Below are 18,100 nucleotides of genomic sequence, written 5' to 3'. Positions count from 1 at the left end.
GGCTCCAGCCATCGAATTGCTACCGGCTCCAGCCATCGAACCGCCACCCGGAAGCACCCGGATCCACACGGGAAGAGGACTTTTCCGGAGAAGGTTCCCCCTTCGGGAAACCGACTTGTCCGATCACTTGCGTTCAAGGATTGGCCGAAGGCGTACGCGGAGGAGAACCAGCGGGCGGTCAGGGGGACTCGCGGGCCGGCAAGGTTCTCTTCTCACGGCTTCGTCGAAGCCGGCCCTTCGATCCGTCCCTACCGCCCGTCGTGGCAGGTCGCGGCGCGAACCACTCCGTGCCGCGACCTGGTGCGCTGCCGTTCTCCCGGCCGTGATGTGGCTCTCCGTGTTCAGTCGCCGCGGATGGGAGGGATCAGCCGGGCTCGGCACAGGCCTCAGGGCCAGACGCCGGTGAAGTCGATCTCGCGTGCCCACCCGGGATGGTCTATCAGCGGATTCCGGTTGCCCTGGATCTCCGCGATGGCCGCATTGCGGTGCAGTTCGTACTCGGTGACCGCCTCGCTCTCGTGCCACTGCAGCAGGACCGGCAGCCGGTCCTCGGGGAACTCGCGCGCCGCGTCGCCGACCTGGCCCGGATAGCGGAGCAGGAAGTACAGGGTGGCACGGGCGACCACGCCCTTGCCCTCCTGCGGTTCGAATCCCACGCTCTCGCGCATCCCACAGGCGTCCCGGACCGCTTCGTCGAAGTCGGGGAAGTCGAAGTACGGGAAGTTGCTGCGGAAACTATTGCAGCCCGCCTCGCACGCGAACAGATGATGCAGGTCGCCCCGCATCGGCTCCTTCTTGGCGAACCACGACTGCGGCACCACGTGCTCGCAGTTGAACGGCATGGACGCCTCCAGGGCATCGAACTCCGCCTCGAACTCGGCCGGACCCGCCGTGCTCTCCTGCAACAGGAGTTCCTGCACCCGGGCCAGCCGGGCCTCCGCCACGGCCGCGTCGGCCAGTATGAGCTCCTCGGCGGAGAAGTCCTTGCCCGAGTAGATGCTGCGCAGCCGACCGTCCTTGTGCAGGTCGACCCATGGGTAGACCAGCCTCATCGGCTTGTACCTGGGCTGGGGCTCGTGGGTCTCCGTCAGCAGCGTGGTCAGCGCGCGGCGCAGCGCGTCACCGTCGCCGGTGCCGACGTTTGCGTAGTACGCGTCGCGTGTGGCGAAGTCCGCGGTCCGGTCGTAGTAGGGACGTTCCTGAGTGAGCCGGTGATTGGTCAGGGCCGCCTCGACGTCCTTCTCGACCGCTGACACGACGCCCGGTCGTCCGGTCGGGAGCGGCTGCGGTGGGGCCTTCGGCATCGGTGCGAGCGCGGCCAGCGGGGCGAAGAGAGCGGACTGCGAAGACAAGGGTGTATCGAAGCCGAGGGTGATCCGCAGCGGGATGGTGAACTGGGCGGCGCCGTCAGTCGCGTGCATCTGTTCTTGTGCCTGCGCTGGTGAGCCGTCGGCCCCCGGCCGGGTGGACTTGCCGTTGGGGGAGGGCATCGGAGGGGCGCTCTCCGCAGGGGACGAAGTGAGCCCTGTGGTGAACACCTCGTCCCGCAGCCGGGCCGCCTCACCGGACAGCGGCGCCTCGTGCAGAGCCCGCAGCACGCGGCTGATCCGCACCCCCTCGTTGGCCCGCCAGGCCAGTTGCTGTTCGCCCATCTCCGGCCGCCACACCGTGCCGTCGATGCTCAGTGGCCGACCCTCGGCATCGGTCTTCGGGACAGCCGAGTGATGCAGTGCGACTACCTCCCACTGATCGTTGAAAACCGCAGAACCCGACGAACCCTCACGGGTGTCGGACTCGTAGTGCAGGAACCGCTCCAGCACGTCGACGATCTGGTTCTCGCGCAGCGCGATCTGCTTGGGCTCACCCCGGGGATGCTGGATGATGTTGACGAACTCCCCGACGACGACCTTCCCCTCGGCCTCGCTGAGGACCAACCGGCCGAACGACGACAGCGCCTCGCCCTGAACCCCGTGCGGGGCCACCGCGACGAGGCTGTAGTCCAGCGCCCGGTCGGTGACGAAGAACCGGAGCGGTTCCAGCTGGAAGACCGCCGGCACGAGTGGGCTCCCGTCGATGCCGTCCTGGAACGCGAACGCGACCTTGCTGCGGCTCGCTTCCTCCGTGCCGCGCAGCACGTGGTTGTTGGTGAGCAGTAGGGAGGGGGACACCATGAAGCCGGTGCCGTGTCCGCCCCCCGGTCCGCTGATGGTGATCCGGCCGACCGAGCGGGAGACCTGAACGCCTTCCTCCAGGAACGCGATGGGGGTGAGGTTGTTGCGCCCGATGAGGCGCTCCAGTCCCAGCACTTCACTGGTGAAGGCCTCTGGGGGCAGCTGCAGGGTGCTTCCCGCGCTGCTGGCGGGTTCCGTCGGCGTCCGCTCGATCGCCCGGGCCATGGCCCAGTCGGCGCCGAGACGTGCCAGCCGCTTTTCGACTCGCTCGGGGGCGTCCGCGTACAGCGGGCCACGGGTCTCGAGAACGGATTGGTTTTTCTCCCGCCGTTCGGTTCGGTTCACATAGCGTGCCGCGGCCATCGTCAGTTGCGACAGATAGTCCGACTCTCGTTCGGAAGCGAGCTCCGCCGTGACCATGATCTGCCTCCTGGCCTGGTCTGATTGTGGCGGTGGTGTCTGAGACACGGTTCTTCTGAGGCAGGCGGGACGGCGTTCGGGGGAAGGCGTCGGCTCTGCCGGGGATGTGCGCGGATGATGTACGGCGCACTGCTGTTCGTAAAGTTCTTTCTGCTACCGATGCTTGCAGATGAGGGGCGTATGTGTAAAGGAGTGGATAGTCCAGGTCTGGGAGGGTTCATCAAGTTGTGGTTGAGAGTGTGGACGTGCGGACCGGGTTGCGGAGTGATCTTGTGAAGGTGAGGTCCGTCCGTATGGGCGGGTGCCGCGGCCGGCGAACCGGTGCCCTCCTGAACCAGGCCGAACCGCACGACGTCGCCGACCGGTCGCAAGAACAGGGTCACTCGCTCGACGAGCCCTCCTGAGGGCACCGCGAGGCGGACGGTGTTTGAACTATGTACAACCATCGACGACTTCGTCGCCAGCCGCCACCGACGACACCATCGCCGCTCCGGGGCCCGCCTTCGGCGTCCTCGCCGAAGAGAACCGGATCGCAGGGCGTCGGTCCGCAGCGTGCGGGGGGCCGTGCCACAGACGGATGAGCGTGGCCACCGGAGTGGACGAGGAGGGCCAATGGGCGGTCGACGAAGACCGGCTTGTGTCTCGCCCCGCACCGACGGCCCCGCGCCGACGGCCCGGCGGCGAGGGCGCAACGCCGGCGTGGCCTGGTGCCGATCTTGCGGCAACGGCCCTGTCTCAAAGATGAGTTCGGCGATCACATCGGGCGTCAGTCCGGTGATCCGCCGGCTTCGAATGATCGCTGCGCACGTGCCCGGTTCCCCACCGTACAAATCATGGTCAGCGACCACTGCCTCGAGACGCCACCTCCAACCATGCACGAGCTTGTTGGTCACACGGACATCGTCAACGACCACCTCGGCCGGCGCGAGAGACCCAAACGAATCGCCTTGAAGTGCCTGCGGAACTGCCACCGTGATCACGACCATTCGTGACGGAAAATCAGAGCGCGGTGGTCGTGGGGAAAGTTGGGGGAGCTGACGGAACGTCCCTGGGTTGCCGCGGCCCCAGGCCAGGCGGACACTGGTCGTATGCCCCGCGGGCTTACCCGTGGACCGGAGCCGAGGGCGGTCCAAAGCCTCGGATGCCCCCGGTACGGGTATGTCCTCCACCGCTGGTTCCGGCGGCGCCGGGCTGTGATCCGGTCGTGGGAGGGCCCATGTCCACCACTTTGCGATTGGCGACTTTCAACGTCGAGAACCTCTTCGCCCGATGGCGGTTCAAAGACGGTGTTGCCCCCGCTACCGCGAACACACGCGGCTGGGTCGTCGAGCAGACCCAGTTCGAGGAGCTGGGCGTCGACGACAAGGCCATCACGGGTGCAGCGGTGCGTGAGATCCGCGCGGATGTGCTCGCTCTCCAGGAGGTCGAGAACGTCGATACCCTGAAGCACTTCCGGGCACAGGCCCTCGGCGGGCGTGCCGAGTACCCCTATGTCGCGGGAGTGGACGGCAATGATCCACGCCTCATCGACGTCGCCGTGCTGTCCAAGCTGCCCATCACCCGCATCCGCTCGCACCAGCACCTGATGGACCCCATGAGTCCGACCGCGGCGCTGTTCTCGCGGGACTGCCTCGAGGTCGATGTCGAGGTGAGGGAGAGCGAATCCAAGAGCACGACCGTGACGCTCTTCGTCAACCACTTCAAGTCCATGAAGGGTGGGCGCCCCGAAACCCGGGGAAAGAGGCAGCGCCAGGCCGCGAAGGTGAAGGAGCTCGTCACGGGGCGCTTCGGATCAGCCTCGCCCGGAGACCATTCGTTCGTCATCCTCGGCGACCTCAACGACTACCTCGGGCCGGACGGCAGCTCCGGTATCGACGGTCTCGTCGAATGGGACCAAGTCGAGAACGTGGTGACCCGGCTTCCCGAGGCCGACCAGTGGACCCACTTCTTCCAGGAGGGCAAGGAGTACCGGCAACTTGACTACCTGCTCCCCTCGGCGTCCGTCGCCGCGGCGTCCGCGGAGTCGGTGCCCGAGATCCTCCGCATGGGCATGCCGCTGCGAGCGGCCCGTTACACCGGGCCGCGGTTCCCGGGCGTCGGCACGGACAAGCCCAAGGCGTCCGACCACTGTCCCCTCGTCATGGACTTCACCATCGCCTGAAGACCCCTGAAAGGCAGAATCTACGGAATACGGAGCGCAAGCATGGCTCGCATCACCATCAACGGGGTGTCGGTCGACCCGCTGGCCCAGAGAAACGAGCTGGCCGACGCCTCCCTGATCGCCGAGGACGCCTCCCGGTCCAACTACTTGCTCGTCCAGACCGACCACGTGCTCTCTGCCGAGGAGAAGGCACAGCTGACTCAGCTGGGCGCGGTGATCCACGAATACGTGCCGGAGAACACGTATCTGTGCGGTTACCAGCCGTCCGACCTGGACGCGGTACGCGACCTGCCCTTCGTGACCTGGGCAGATGTGTATCTCGATGGTTTCAAGATCGCTTCTTCGCTGCGCGGGGAAGGGATGCGGCCGGACATCTCGGTCCTTCGGGCACCCGCCGACGCCCTGGCTCCAGGGACGCGCACCGTTGACATCGTCCTTCACGACGATGTCGACTCGGGCTCGTACGAAGTGCGGCAGCGGATCGCGGTGGCGGCCGGGCTCAGCCCCGACGACCTGCGTCCGGCCCGCGGCAAATTCCGTGTGGAGGTGCCGGAGGAGTCCCTGGCCGCGCTCACGGCCGTGGACGAGGTGCGGCAGGTCGAGGAAGTCCCCGAGCGGAGTCTGTACAACAGCGTCGCCCGACCGATCATGCACGCCGACGTGGTCGTGGACGGCACGCCGCAGCAGGGTGAGGGGCAGGTCGTGGCGGTAGCCGACACCGGCTTCGACCTGGGCTCCACCACGAATGTGCACAGCGCCTTCACGGGCCGGATCGCCCGTCTGTACGCCCTCGGCCGGCCCACCCGGACGGACGATCCCGACGGGCACGGCACCCACGTCGCGGGCTCCGTGCTCGGCGACGCCGCGTCCGCCGCGATGGGTGGGGCCGTCCAGGGCACCGCGCCCCGGGCCACCCTGGTGCTGCAGTCGCTCCTGGACCGTAGCGGGAGGCTCGGCGGAATCCCCGTGGACCTGCGCGACCTCTTCACACCTCCCTACGACAACGACGGCGCGCGCGTGCACACCAACTCCTGGGGCTCGACCGTGCCGGGGCTGCCGTACGACAGGAGCGCGTTCGAGATCGACGACATGGTCTGGCGCAACCAGGACCTCGTCATCTGCTTCGCGGCGGGCAACGACGGCAATGACCGGGACCGTGACGGTCGCGTCAACCTGGGGGACGTCGGATCGGAAGGGACGGCCAAGAACTGCATGACCATCGGGGCCAGCGAGAACGGTCGCCCGGGAATCCGCTCCACCTACGGCCAGCTCTGGGGCCGGGACTTCCCCGTCAACCCGATCCGCGACGATCGGCAGGCGGACAACCCGGACGGAATGGCCGCCTTCAGTAACCGCGGGCCGACCCGGGAAGGACGGATCAAGCCGGACGTCGTCGGCCCGGGCACCTCGATCCTCTCCACACTGTCACGTGCCGCGGCGAGTATCCCCGGTAACCCCTTCGGTGCCTCCGCGGACCCGAAGTTCTTCTTCTTGAGCGGCACCAGCATGGCCACGCCCCTGGTCGCCGGTTGCGTGGCGGTCCTGCGCGAGACCCTGGTGAAGAACGGCACCCCCCAGCCGAGTGCGGCGCTCATCAAAGCCATGCTGATCAACGGCGCGGTCGAACTCCCCGGTCAGTACAACCCCTCGGAGGCGGGCCCGTCGCCCAACAACGACTCCGGCTTCGGCCGCGTGGACCTCTCCCGCTCGGTGGCCCTCCCCGGAGACGACGAACATGTGGGCTTCCACGAGGGCGGCCCGCTGGACCAGGGCGAACAGGAGCTGCTGCGCATACGGATCCCGGAGCGGGACGGCGGTCCGGAGCCGACGTTCAAAGTCACACTGGTCTGGACGGACCCTCCCGGCGCGGCCCTGCAGAACGATCTCGACCTCGTCGTCCGGACCGCCGACGGCCGTGAGCGCCACGGCAACGTGGGCACGTCCGCCGAGTTCGACCGCACCAACAACGTCGAACAGGTCCAGTGGGACGACATCCCCACCGGAGACGTCACGGTCATCGTCCACGCTCACCGCATCACCCGCTTCCCGCAGCCCTACGCCTTCGCGTGGCGCATTTCCTGACCGGCTGCCGGCTGCGGCCCGCCGGGGACGTTGTCACGTCGGCGGGGGTGTGACCGGCTGATGGGGTGTCAAGGTGTGGTGGGTGGCAGTTTCAAGTCAAGCTCGCCCACCAGGCCGCACTTCCCCCTCGCCGCCATCCTCCTCTGGGCACGACGCTGACCAAAGCGATAGAACCTTGCCATGCCAAGCTTCGAGGTCACACCGATAGGTACAGTCCGGAACAACCGAACGGACGTCCAGCACACGGACAACTGGGGCGCCGTCCGCAGCACGATCACCATCGACGAGCGCTTCGGCGAGGCGTGCCTCCAAAGTCTGGAGGGCTTCTCCCACGTGGAGATCCTCTTCATCTTCGACCAGTTCCCGGAACACGACGACTACCGCGAACCCCGCCCCTAACGCGGCCGCTCCGACCTCCCGCCCGTCGGCGTCTTCGCAGGCCGCGGCCCCCGCCGACCGAAGACGGGAAACTGTGCAGGCACTGCGACGCCGTTCTGGACCTCCCCGACGGCGCAGGGATCATCGAAGACCGAGGTGCGGCAGTACGACGCGACTTCGAAGAGCGCCCCAGCAGCAAGAGCCAAGGTGACCGAACCAGCGAAACAGCAGGACGAACCCGAACCGCTGAACAGCGCGCACGGGGGTATACGGGCCGGCATGGCATCCAAGACTGATCACGTCATGTCCCTGCGAGCCGTGCGGCAGCTGCGCCGAGTCCGCTCTTTCTACATGGCGGGCGTCCTGCTGTGGGCGGCATCGACTGCCTGGACTGGCTGGCAGTCTCCCGGGAGCCGGCAAATGTGGGTGTCCGCCCTCCTCCTGGCCGTCTTCACGGGCCTCTTGCTCACGGCCTCCCTGTGGCTGCAGCGCTTGACGGCCGCAGGTTCGGACACTCCTGCACACCACGCCGCATCACGGAGGGCGACTGCACCACGTCACGCGCATGCCTGATCAAGGGTTGTCCCGTAACTGCTGGTCACAGGTGAGATGATCTTGCTGTGTCTGGTGTGATCACGGCGTCGGAGCCCTCCTGGATAGCCCCGTTCACCGGGCTGAGCCCACGGCAGTTCGGCAAGCTCATCACCGCGCTGCGACGCGAGGGCGCCGACCCGGTCCGCAAGGGCCGGCCTTGGAGCCTGCCGCTGGAGGACTGGATCCTGCTGGTAGCGGCCTACTGGCGTAATAAATTGACACTGCGGCAGCTCGCCCCGCTGTTCGGGGTGTCGAAGTCGGCCGCTGACCGCATCGTCGACGGCACCCTGGTCCCCACCCGCGACCACACAGGTCGCCGAGCAGTCGAAGAACTACCGGTACTCCACCAACCACCAGGTCGTCATCGACGCCGACACCCGGCTGGTCGTGGCCGTCGGCCGGCCACTGCCCGGCAACCGCAACGACTGCAAGGCGTGGGAACTGCCCGGAGCGAAGGGAGGCGGCTCCCCACCTCGCCGGCTCGGAGGATAATCAGTCGAGACAGAACTCGTTGCCCTCGATGTCCTGCATCACGATGCACGAATCGGTGCCGTCATACAGGAGTCGCACGCGTACCGCGCCGAGCGGGATCAGCCGTGCGCATTCGGCCTCGAGTGCGGCCAGGCGCTCTTCCCCCACGAGTCCGGTACCGACTCTCACGTCAAGATGCAGCCGATTCTTGGAGACCTTGTCTTCGGGGACGCGCTGAAAGTACAGTCGCGGGCCCAGCCCTGAGGGATCACTGCAGGCGAACCATGAACCCTGATCCTCGGGAGCCTGGGAGCGGTTGAAATCGTCCCAAGTGGCGAAGCCCGCCGGTGGCGGCGGTACGACGTAGCCCAACACCTCGCACCAAAAGCGAGCGAGACGCTCAGGTTCCGCGCAGTCGAAGGTGACTTGGAACTGCTTGATCGATGACACAGGCGCACCATAACAGGGAGGCTCTGTTGCTCATCTCCCTTTAGAAATCTGCATGTTGACGGGAAGAAGGTCTTGCGGGCCGCTGCTGCGTCGTGCAGTCGCAGGGGTTGACCCGATGTCGATGCCTCCAAGGGATTGCCCGTCGTTCCGGACCAGGCCGTCGGCCACGGCCCTCACCGCATTTCCCGAGGGCAGCCTGCGGCCCGGGGCCGCACCTGCAGAGAAGACCCCTCCCGAGTGAGGACCGAAAACCGCACCCACTCCGAGCCGTGCGCGCCCGCAACCCCGCCAGGCCCTTCTTCCGTACCTGACACAGCCAGGTCGGCGCTGTCAGTGGCGGCTGCGAGGCTGAACGGATGGGCCGTGATGACGAGCAGTTGCTGCGCCGCACTCTCCGAGGACCGGTGCTTGCGGGCGCGAGCCGGCGAAGTCGGCCGTGTGCGCCACGTACAAGCCTCTGGCGGGAAGCGTGATGCAAGCCACAGCGGCACGCTGTCCGATCGGTCAGTTCTGACCGATCGGACAGTTATGTTTGGCGCATGGCACGCTCCGCCTCCGCCATGCGCGGTCAGATCCTGGAGTCGGCACTGCGACTGTTCGCCGTGCACGGCTTCCGCGGCACCTCATTGCAGGACATCGCCTCCGACGCGGGATGCTCGAAGGCGTCACTCCTCTACCACTTCGCCGGCAAGGAAAAGATCCTCACCGAGCTGCTGACCCCGGCTCAGGACGCCCTCGCCACGCTGCTCGACCGCGTGGCCGGGCTGGAGGGTGGCCGGCTGGTGGAGGAGACCGTCGTCGGATACGTCGACCTGACGCTGCGGTTCCGCCGTGAGATCCGGCTTCTCTTCGAGGACATCGCCGAGATGTCCTGCCATCAGGACCTCAACGTCATGGAGTTGGCGGACGGGCTGCTGGACGCGCTGGCCGGCCGCTCGCGGCAGGCACCGGCCCGGGTGGCGGCGTGGATGGTGCTGGGCGCCGTCTTCATCACCAGTGCCACCGATGACGAGGTGGCGCCGGACGAGGTGCTGCGCGCCGAAATGATCCGCAGTGCGCTGCGGACACTTGACCACACCCCCAGTTGACCCCCTAACGGAAAGACCCCTCCTCCATGGCGACCTTGCTGTACCGGCTCGGGCGGTTCTCCTTCCGCAGAAGAGGCCGAATAGTCGCGGTCTGGCTGCTCCTGCTGACCCTGCTGGGTGTCGGAGCCGCCACCCTGATGGGCCCGACCAGTGACAAGTTCTCCATGCCGGGCACCGAGTCCCAGCGGGCGCTGGACGACCTCGACCGGCAGTTCCCGCAGGCCGGCGGAGCCACCGGCACCATCGTCGTCGCCGCGCCCGAAGGCGAGAAACTGGACCCCGCCGCGGTGGCACCCGTGGTGAAGGAAGCCTCCGAGACCGACGGCGTCACCGCCGCCATGGACCCGTTCCAGACCGGCGCCGTCTCCCAGGACGGCCGCTACGCCCTCATCCAGGTGCAGTTCGACAAGGCCGCCGACGAGGTCACCGACGCGCAGAAGTCGGCCTACGAGGCCGTCGGCGCCGACGTCGAGGGCCTGCGGGTCGAACACGGCGGCGAGGTCATGGGCGGTGAGGTGGAGATCGGCTCCACCGAGGCGCTCGGCGTCCTGGTCGCCGCGGTGGTCCTGGTCGTCACCTTCGGCTCGCTGGTCGCCGCCGGCATGACCCTGCTGAACGCGCTGATCGGCGTCGCGGTCGGCATGACCGGCCTCTTCTCCCTGACCAGTGTCATCGAACTGACCTCCACCGCCCCCGTCCTGGCGCTGATGCTGGGTCTGGCCGTCGGCATCGACTACTCGCTCTTCATCACCTCCCGCTACCGCCAGTACCTCGCCGAGGGCCTCCAGCCCGAGGAGGCCGCCGGCCGCGCGACCGGCACCGCCGGCTCCGCCGTCGTCTTCGCCGGTGCCACCGTCGTCATCGCCCTGGCCGGCCTCTCCGTCGTCGGCATCCCCTTCCTGAGTGTGATGGGCCTGGCCGCGGCGGGCACCGTCGCCGTCGCCGTGCTGGTCGCCCTCACCCTGCTGCCGGCCTTCCTCTCCTTCGCCGGCAAGAAGATCCTGCCGCGCAAGCAGCGTCACGCGGGCGGGTACACCGCCGAGGACGGCACCGTCGCCGAGGGCTTCGGCTTCACCTGGGGCCGGCTCGTCACCAAGCTGCGCATCCCGCTCCTGGTCATCGGCATCCTCGGGCTGGGCGCGCTCACCCTCCCGGCCCAGGACATGCGTATAGCCCTGCCGGACGCGGGCACCGCCGCCGAGGGCTCCCCCGCACGCGAGGCGTACGACCTGACGTCCGAGGGCTTCGGCGAGGGCTTCAACGGCCGTCTCATCGCCGTCGTCAACGGTGAGGACGCGCAGTCCACCGGGGCGGCCGCCGAGAAGGCCACCGCCCTCATCAAGGACACCGACGGCATCCTGACCGTGGCCCCGCCGCAGCTGAACGAGCAGGGCACCACCGCCCTGCTGGCCGTCATCCCCGAGGCCGGCCCGACCGCCGTCGCCACCGAGGACGCCGTCCACGACATCCGCGACCGGGTCGCGGACATCGAGGGCGCCGACATCGCCCTCACCGGCGCGACCGCCCTGGGCATCGACGTCTCGGAGAAGCTCGCCGACGCCCTGCCGGTGTATCTGCTCCTGGTGGTGGGCCTGTCCATCCTGCTGCTCATGCTGGTCTTCCGGTCGGTCCTGGTACCGCTGAAGGCAGCCCTGGGCTTCCTGCTCACCGTGGGCGCGACCTTCGGCATCACCGTCGCCATCTTCCAGGAGGGCCACCTCGCCGGCCTGGTGGGCGTCGACACCCCCGGCCCGCTGGTGAGCTTCCTGCCGATCCTGCTCATCGGCATCCTGTTCGGCCTCGCCATGGACTACGAGGTCTTCCTCGTCTCCCGCATGCGCGAGGACTTCGTCCACGGCGCCGACCCGCAGGAGGCCATGGTCAGCGGCATGGGCCACAACGCCCGCGTCGTTACGGCCGCCGCACTCATCATGACGTCCGTGTTCGGCGGTTTCGTCCTGATGGACGACCCGATCATCAAATCCATCGGGTTCGCCCTCGCCGTCGGCGTGGTCATCGACGCCTTCGTCGTCCGCATGGCGCTGGTCCCGGCGGTGATGTCGCTGCTCGGCCGTGCCGCCTGGTGGCTGCCCAAGCCCATCGACAAGGCCCTGCCCGACCTCGACATCGAGGGCGAGAAGCTGAACCGGCAGCTGGCCGTGGAGACACGCGACGAGACCCCCGTCTCGGTCTGACCCGCGCACCGGCCGGACCGGACCGCACCCCGGAGGACGGGAGCCGCACAGCGCTCCCGTCCTCCCTCGTTTTTCCCCTTTCCTCGCAATCTGGCCCCGGGCGATCTGAACGGCGACGGTTACGACGCGACAGTCGTCGGGCACGTCTCGACCTCGGAGGCGTACCGCAAGGGCGGCGTGCTCGGTGTCCTCAGTGGTTCCGCCACCGGACCGGACGCCCGTAGCCGGCGCACCATCGATCAGAACACTCCGGGCGTGCCGGGCAGCGTGGAAGCCGGTGACGAATTCGGCAACTCCCTCGCGGTGGGCGATGCCGACGGTGACGGCTGCACCGATCTCGCGGTGGGGACTCCCGGAGAGGACATGGGCGCCGAACGGAACGCGGACACCGAACTCCGGCGCCCCCGCCCCACCCGCGTGACAGCGGAACGACTACGAGCCGCTGGTCCATGCCCTCGCTGCACCCTCAGGCATCGGCGCGACACGCTCCTCGCCAACGCCTCGGGCACCGTGTCCCCGACACCCTGTCCAGCACCGAACGGGCCGGCAGCGCGATGCGCCGGCTCTCCGACGGCATCGTCTCCACCGGTCCTGTCCGACCTTGGCTCGGGATGCCGGACACTGACGCACGAGGCCCCGGGGAAACAGGGCGCTGGTGCGATGTGCCGGTTCGATGTAAGTGACGACTTGTCAATTCGGTGTGCCGGTAATGGTGGTGGCTTGTTTCGGGGACCCGGTCCCTGACGTGGGGCGGTGTATGCGAGGGGGCGGCAATGACAGGTTTCTTCATCCTGGACGACCCGCGGCGGGGGAGTGGCCCGGCGTCCACGCCCACGAGTTCAGCACCGCCTGAAAGAGCACTTCATCCTCTCCGGTCTCATGCCGGCACACGCGGACATCGCCTTGGCGAGTGGGAGAGGGCGCCAACCGGTCATGATGGGCGAGGTGAAGGGATCCCCCGATCGAGCTGATCGACAACGACAGAGAGACCATAGGGGGCTCACTGAGCGTTCTCGGAGTGGCCACTGACCGGGTGACAAGGCCGGTCCCCGCAACGCACGAGGCTCCTGTGCCGTTGAGAGAGATGCTCGACCTCTCAACTCATCAGCACAAGATCCTCGTTGGTTCCCTGTCCTGTACCTGGACGGAGGCGCGACTGGCGAGAAGCAGGCAGATCGACCCGAGCATGAGCCCAGGCGCAGTCCTTCGCCCAGCCTGCGGTGGCGCAGTCGAAGCTGCATGCCCGTGTGCTCGGGCACATAGGCTGGTGGTGGCCGGTGCCGGTATGGGGTGCACAGGCTGGGTCCCGGCTCTCGTGTCCGGTGCGAGACTTCGGAACCGCCGTCGCAGGTAAAGGAGTTGGACTTGTCGCCTACGGAAAGATCGTTACGGCCCCTGACCATCCTCTTCGCACCGGAGAGCGCGTACGGGCCGACGAACAACTGCGTAGGGATCGGGGGTGTCCTGCGCCGCCGGGGGCACCGTGTGGTGTTTGCCGCGGAAGCGTCCTGGAAGGGCCGCCTCGCGCCGCTCGGTTTCGAGGAGGAGCTGGTCGATCTGGCCCCGCCGCCGCCCGAACAACCCCAGGACGCAGGCCAGTTCTGGAAAGACTTCATACGAAACACCGCGCCCGAGTTCCGGAAGCCGACCATCGAGCAGCTGGGCACCTGGATCAAGCCGGTGTGGGAGGAGCTGGTCTCCGGCGCCCGGTACTGCGAGCCGCAGATGAAGGAGATCATCGATCGGGTCCGGCCGGATGTGATCGTCGAGGACAACGTCGTGTGCTTCCCGGCGTTGACCACGGCGGGCGTTCCTTTCGTGCGGATCGTTTCCTGCAACCCGCTGGAGATGAAGGGAGAGCGCGTTCCGCCGCCGTTCTCCGGGTATCCGGCCGGGGACCGGAGCGAGTGGGACGAATTCCGTGCCGAGTACGACCGCACGCACCGGAGCCTGTGGAGCGACTTCAGCACCTGGGTGACCGAGCAGGGCGCGCGTCCGCTGCCCGACCTGGAGTTCATCCACGAGGGAGATCTGAACCTGTACGTCTATCCCGAGTCGGCCGACTACACGGACGCCCGTCCGCTGGGCCCCACCTGGCACCGGCTGGACTCCTCGGTCCGCGAGACGCAGGAGAGGTTCACGCTGCCGCCCGGCCTGGCCGACGGCGGCGCGCTGATCTATTTCAGCCTCGGCTCGCTCGGCTCGGCCGACGTGGACCTCATGCGCAGGGTCATCGCCTCGCTCGCCCGCACCCCGCACCGCTACATCGTCTCCAAAGGCCCGCTGCACGAGGAAGTCGAGCTGCCGCCGACCATGTGGGGCAAGGAGTTCCTGCCGCAGACCCGGATCCTCCCGCTGGTCGACCTCGTCATCACGCACGGCGGCAACAACACGACGACCGAGGCCCTCCACTTCGGCAAGCCCATGATCCTGCTGCCGCTGTTCTGGGACCAGTACGACAACGCCCAGCGCATGGCCGAACTGGGTTACGGCGTCCGGCTCGACCCGTACCGCTTCACCGACGCCCAACTCCACGGCTCGATCGGCCGTCTGCTCGGCGATACGACTCTGCGGCGCACCCTCATCGAGGCCGGTGAGACGATCCGGGCGCGCGACGGGCTGCATACGGCCGCGAATCTGATCGAGCAGGCCGCCACGGGTTGATCCCCCGGCCCTCGGACGAACCGGCCCCCCATGCCCCCGGCTATCTGCGCACCGCGTACCGCGTACCGCCGGGGCGGAACTGCTGGGCTCCGCCGACGGAGCGGAAGCCCTTCATGACGCGTTCGCACCGGTGGGCGGGCTGTTGACTGTTCTCGGCCCGGTTGGTCAGGCCCTCGTGTCAGCGGTATTCCACCGAGGGTATGACTTCACGGTGGGCCGCGCCGCAGGAGCGGAGCCTGTCGGTGACGATCGCCCGCGGCACCGAACAGGTTCTCTTGAGCGGTTTGCGGAAGAAGGCCGGGTTGCGGCCTTGTCCCTTCGGTCCTGGAGAAGGGTGTCGAGCACGGTGCCGTCGGCGTCGACGGCCTGCCACAGGTATTTCTGCTCTTTGCTGATCTTGATGAAGGCCTCGTCCAGGTGTCATTGTCCCCGGGCCGGGCCGGGGCTGTCGGCGGCGCAGGCCGTTGGCGTAGCCCTGCCCGAACTTCGCACCAGCGCCGGACGGTCTCGTGGGAGACGAGCACGCCGGGCTCGAACATCGGCTCCTCGACCTCGCGGAAGCCGAGCCGAAAGCGGAAGTACAGTCGCACGCGGTGCGCGATGATCTCCACCGGGTACCGGTAGTCCTTGTACGACGGCGACGCGGGCGACACGAGCGATCCCCCTCCCCGGCACGATCAACTCCAAGATCATCCCAGGCCGGTCAGTCAATGCGACAACGCCCCACATCCGACACCCCGCGAGCTTTGTCCCGATCAAGGAGAAAGTCGAGAGATCTCTCGCGAAAGGGGTTACGCGCCGGAACCAAGGCCGCTAACTTCCTTGAATCGAACCGTTCATGCACCTGAAGCCTGGCTCGACGGCGCGACGGCGCGCGCCGGTGCTCCCCTCGACAGGACTGATCATGTCCTGTTGTCTACCCCACACCTCGGGAGACGTCTGTGCGCACAAAACTGCTCAGACCCAGACTCGTCCGCTCGTTAGCGCTGGCGGTGGTGTGTGCCACCGGCTGCTTGATACCGGGAACAGCGGCTGCCGCACCACCGGACCCAGCCGACGGCCCCAGGGCAGCGGTCGCGGAGTTCCAGCAGGTCACGCTCGCCAAGGGGGTGACCGAAACGGGCGAGCCCATGACCCTGACCGTGCTGCCGGACCGTTCGGTACTGCACACCTCGCGCGACGGCACCGTCCGGCTCACGGACGGAGCCGGAAACACGAAGGTGGCGGGCAAACTCGACGTCTACAGCCATGACGAGGAAGGCCTGCAAGGCGTCGCGGTGGACCCGGCCTTCGCCTCCAACCGCTTCGTCTACCTGTACTACGCCCCCAAACTGAGCACTCCGAGCGGTGACGCCCCCTCCGACGGATCGGCCTCCGACTTCACGCCGTTCGACGGTGCCAACCGGCTCTCCCGGTTCGTCCTGAAGACCGACGGCACCCTGGATCCAACCAGCGAGAAAAAGATCCTCGACGTCCCGGCGTCCCGCGGCATCTGCTGTCACGTCGGCGGCGACATCGACTTCGACGCGGCGGGCAACCTCTACCTGTCGACCGGCGACGACACCAACCCGTTCGCCTCCGACGGCTACACCCCGATCGACGAGCGGGCGACCCGCAACCCCGCCTACGACGCCCAGCGTTCCTCCGGCAACACCAATGACCTGCGCGGAAAGGTCCTGCGCATCAAGGTCAACGCCGACGGAACGTACTCGACACCCAGTGGCAACCTCTTCCCGCCCGGTACCGCCAAGACCCGGCCCGAGATCTACGCGATGGGCTTTCGCAATCCGTTCCGGATGAGCGTCGACAAGGCCACAGGCACCGTCTACCTCGGCGACTACGGTCCCGACTCAGGAACCGCGAAGCCCGATCGAGGGCCCGAGGGCCAGGTCGAGTTCAACCGCATCACCAAGGCGGGCAACTACGGCTGGCCATACTGCACCGGCAAGAACGACGCCTACACCGATTACAACTTCGCCACCGGAACTCCGGGCACCACCTTCGACTGCTCGGCACCCAAGAACACCTCGCCGCACAACACCGGCCTGACCGACCTGCCGCCTGCCCAACCCTCCTGGATCCCCTACAACGGCACCTCCGTACCGGAGTTCGGCGGTGGCTCCGAGTCTCCCATGGGCGGCCCCGTCTACCGCTACGACGCCGGCTCCACCTCCGAGGTCAAGTTCCCGCAGGAGTTCGACGGCGACTTCTTCGCCGGCGAGTTCGGCCGCCGCTGGATCAAGCGCATCGAAGCGGCCGGCGACGGCACCGTGCAGTCCATCAACCCCTTCCCCTGGAGCGGCACCCAGGTGATGGACATGGCTTTCGGCCCGGACGGCGCTCTCTACGTCCTCGACTACGGCACCGGCTACTTCAACGGCGACGAAAACTCCGCCCTGTACCGCATCGAACACGTCACCGGCGGCCTCGCCCCGATCGCGCAGGCCAAGGCGAACGTCACCTCCGGCAAGGCACCTCTGACCGTCTCCTTCTCCTCGGCCGGCAGTTCGGACCCGGACGGAGACGCCCTCGGCTACTCGTGGGCCTTCGGCGACGGCGCGACCTCCACCGCCGCCAATACCTCCCACACCTACTCGGTCAACGGCCAGTACACGGCCACACTGAAGGTCACGGACACCACCGGCAAGACCGCTACGGCGTCCGTGCAGATCACCGTCGGGAACACCGCCCCCACAGTGAGGATCGACCTACCTGCGGACGGACGCATCTACGACTTCGGCGCCGCGATCCCGTTCGCAGTGACGGTGACCGACCCTGAGGACGGCACCGTCGACTGCTCCAAGGTGAAGGTCTCGTTCATCGTCGGGCACGACAGCCACGGCCACCCGCAGACTTCGACCACCGGCTGCACCGGCACGCTGCAGACCCTGGCCGACGGCGAACACGACCCCAACGCCAACATCTTCGGTGTCATCGACGCCGAGTACACCGACAAGGGCGCGAACGGCCAGCCCGCGCTGACCACACACGACCAGCACATCAGCCAGCCCACCCACCGGCAGGCCGAGCACTACGGCGACTCCGCCGGTGTCCAGGTCGTCAACCACAGCCCTGCCCATGGCGGCAAGACCGTCGGCCACATCGACAACGGCGACTGGATCTCCTTCACCCCGTACGCCCTCGACAACACCACCAAGTTCACGGCCCGGGTCTCCTCCGCAGGCGCGGGCGGCACCATCGAGGTACGCGCCGGGTCCCCGACCGGCACCGTGCTCGGCACGGCGACCGTGCCGGTGACCGGCGGCTGGGAGGTCTTCCAGGACGTGACCACTGACCTGTCCCATCAGCCCGCCGCTTCCACGACGCTGTTCCTGGTCTTCAAGGGCGGCACCGGCTCGCTGTTCGATGTCGACGAGTACTCCTTCACCACCTCCGGCAGCGGAACCCGGTCGGGCTCGGTCAAGG

The 18,100-nt window shown here is 67.7% G+C and carries 10 protein-coding genes and 2 pseudogenes; 9 read left to right on the top strand and 3 right to left on the bottom strand.

From position 1 onward, the window contains the following. Positions 1 to 386: 386 nt before the first annotated feature. Positions 387 to 2,591 carry an endonuclease gene (locus tag AOK11_RS20720; RefSeq protein WP_055595224.1) on the bottom strand — a complete coding sequence of 735 codons (2,205 nt, stop codon included), beginning with the start codon at positions 2,589 to 2,591 and terminating at the stop codon, positions 387 to 389. Positions 2,592 to 3,807: 1,216 nt separating this feature from the next. Between AOK11_RS20720 and AOK11_RS20715 the strand changes: the two genes are divergently transcribed. The 4 genes and pseudogenes from AOK11_RS20715 to AOK11_RS40305 all read left to right on the top strand — a co-directional run. Further along, positions 3,808 to 4,752 (top strand): endonuclease/exonuclease/phosphatase family protein, encoded by a 945-nt coding sequence (locus tag AOK11_RS20715; protein ID WP_055595223.1) that lies wholly within the window; start codon positions 3,808 to 3,810, stop codon positions 4,750 to 4,752. Between the two features lie 42 nt (positions 4,753 to 4,794). Then, positions 4,795 to 6,834, top strand: a complete 2,040-nt coding sequence (locus tag AOK11_RS20710; protein ID WP_055595222.1) for a S8 family serine peptidase — start codon at positions 4,795 to 4,797, stop codon at positions 6,832 to 6,834. Positions 6,835 to 7,014: 180 nt separating this feature from the next. Continuing rightward, positions 7,015 to 7,233, top strand: coding sequence for an SAM-dependent methyltransferase (locus AOK11_RS20705; RefSeq protein ID WP_240497423.1), 219 nt, complete (start codon positions 7,015 to 7,017; stop codon positions 7,231 to 7,233). Positions 7,234 to 7,832: 599 nt separating this feature from the next. Beyond that, positions 7,833 to 8,262 (top strand): annotated as a pseudogene (locus AOK11_RS40305) (transposase family protein); the annotation flags it as partial. 36 nt (positions 8,263 to 8,298) lie between these two features. Here AOK11_RS40305 and AOK11_RS20700 read toward each other — a convergent pair. Next, complete coding sequence (locus tag AOK11_RS20700; protein WP_055595221.1) at positions 8,299 to 8,727, bottom strand: VOC family protein; 429 nt, start codon at positions 8,725 to 8,727, stop codon at positions 8,299 to 8,301. A gap of 539 nt (positions 8,728 to 9,266) precedes the next feature. On the opposite strand from AOK11_RS20700, the gene AOK11_RS20695 reads away from it, so the two are divergent. The 4 genes from AOK11_RS20695 to AOK11_RS20685 all read left to right on the top strand — a co-directional run bounded on the left by AOK11_RS20695 (position 9,267) and on the right by AOK11_RS20685 (position 14,674). Next, positions 9,267 to 9,815: a TetR/AcrR family transcriptional regulator gene (locus AOK11_RS20695; RefSeq protein ID WP_055595220.1), complete on the top strand. Its 549-nt coding sequence runs from the start codon at positions 9,267 to 9,269 to the stop codon at positions 9,813 to 9,815. A gap of 26 nt (positions 9,816 to 9,841) precedes the next feature. Then, positions 9,842 to 12,010 (top strand): MMPL family transporter, encoded by a 2,169-nt coding sequence (locus AOK11_RS20690; RefSeq protein WP_055595219.1) that lies wholly within the window; start codon positions 9,842 to 9,844, stop codon positions 12,008 to 12,010. A gap of 177 nt (positions 12,011 to 12,187) precedes the next feature. Beyond that, entirely contained in the window at positions 12,188 to 12,754 is a 567-nt protein-coding gene (locus AOK11_RS40300) for an FG-GAP repeat protein (RefSeq protein WP_338058934.1), read from the top strand. A gap of 621 nt (positions 12,755 to 13,375) precedes the next feature. Next, on the top strand, positions 13,376 to 14,674 hold the full coding sequence (locus AOK11_RS20685) for a glycosyltransferase (RefSeq protein WP_240497422.1): 1,299 nt from the start codon (positions 13,376 to 13,378) through the stop codon (positions 14,672 to 14,674). Positions 14,675 to 14,750: 76 nt separating this feature from the next. On the opposite strand, the pseudogene AOK11_RS41995 reads toward AOK11_RS20685, so the two are convergent. Then, positions 14,751 to 15,327, bottom strand: a pseudogene (locus tag AOK11_RS41995) (IS6 family transposase); the annotation flags it as partial. Positions 15,328 to 15,615: 288 nt separating this feature from the next. Here AOK11_RS41995 and AOK11_RS20680 point away from each other — a divergent pair. Beyond that, positions 15,616 to 18,100, top strand: a 2,485-nt coding sequence (locus AOK11_RS20680; protein ID WP_055595232.1) for a PQQ-dependent sugar dehydrogenase, incomplete at its 3' end; no start/stop codon positions are given.

The sequence above is a fragment of the Streptomyces hirsutus genome (genome assembly GCF_001418415.1).
GTDB lineage: Bacteria > Actinomycetota > Actinomycetes > Streptomycetales > Streptomycetaceae > Streptomyces > Streptomyces hirsutus.
This window is presented reverse-complemented; position numbering and strand designations above follow the sequence as displayed.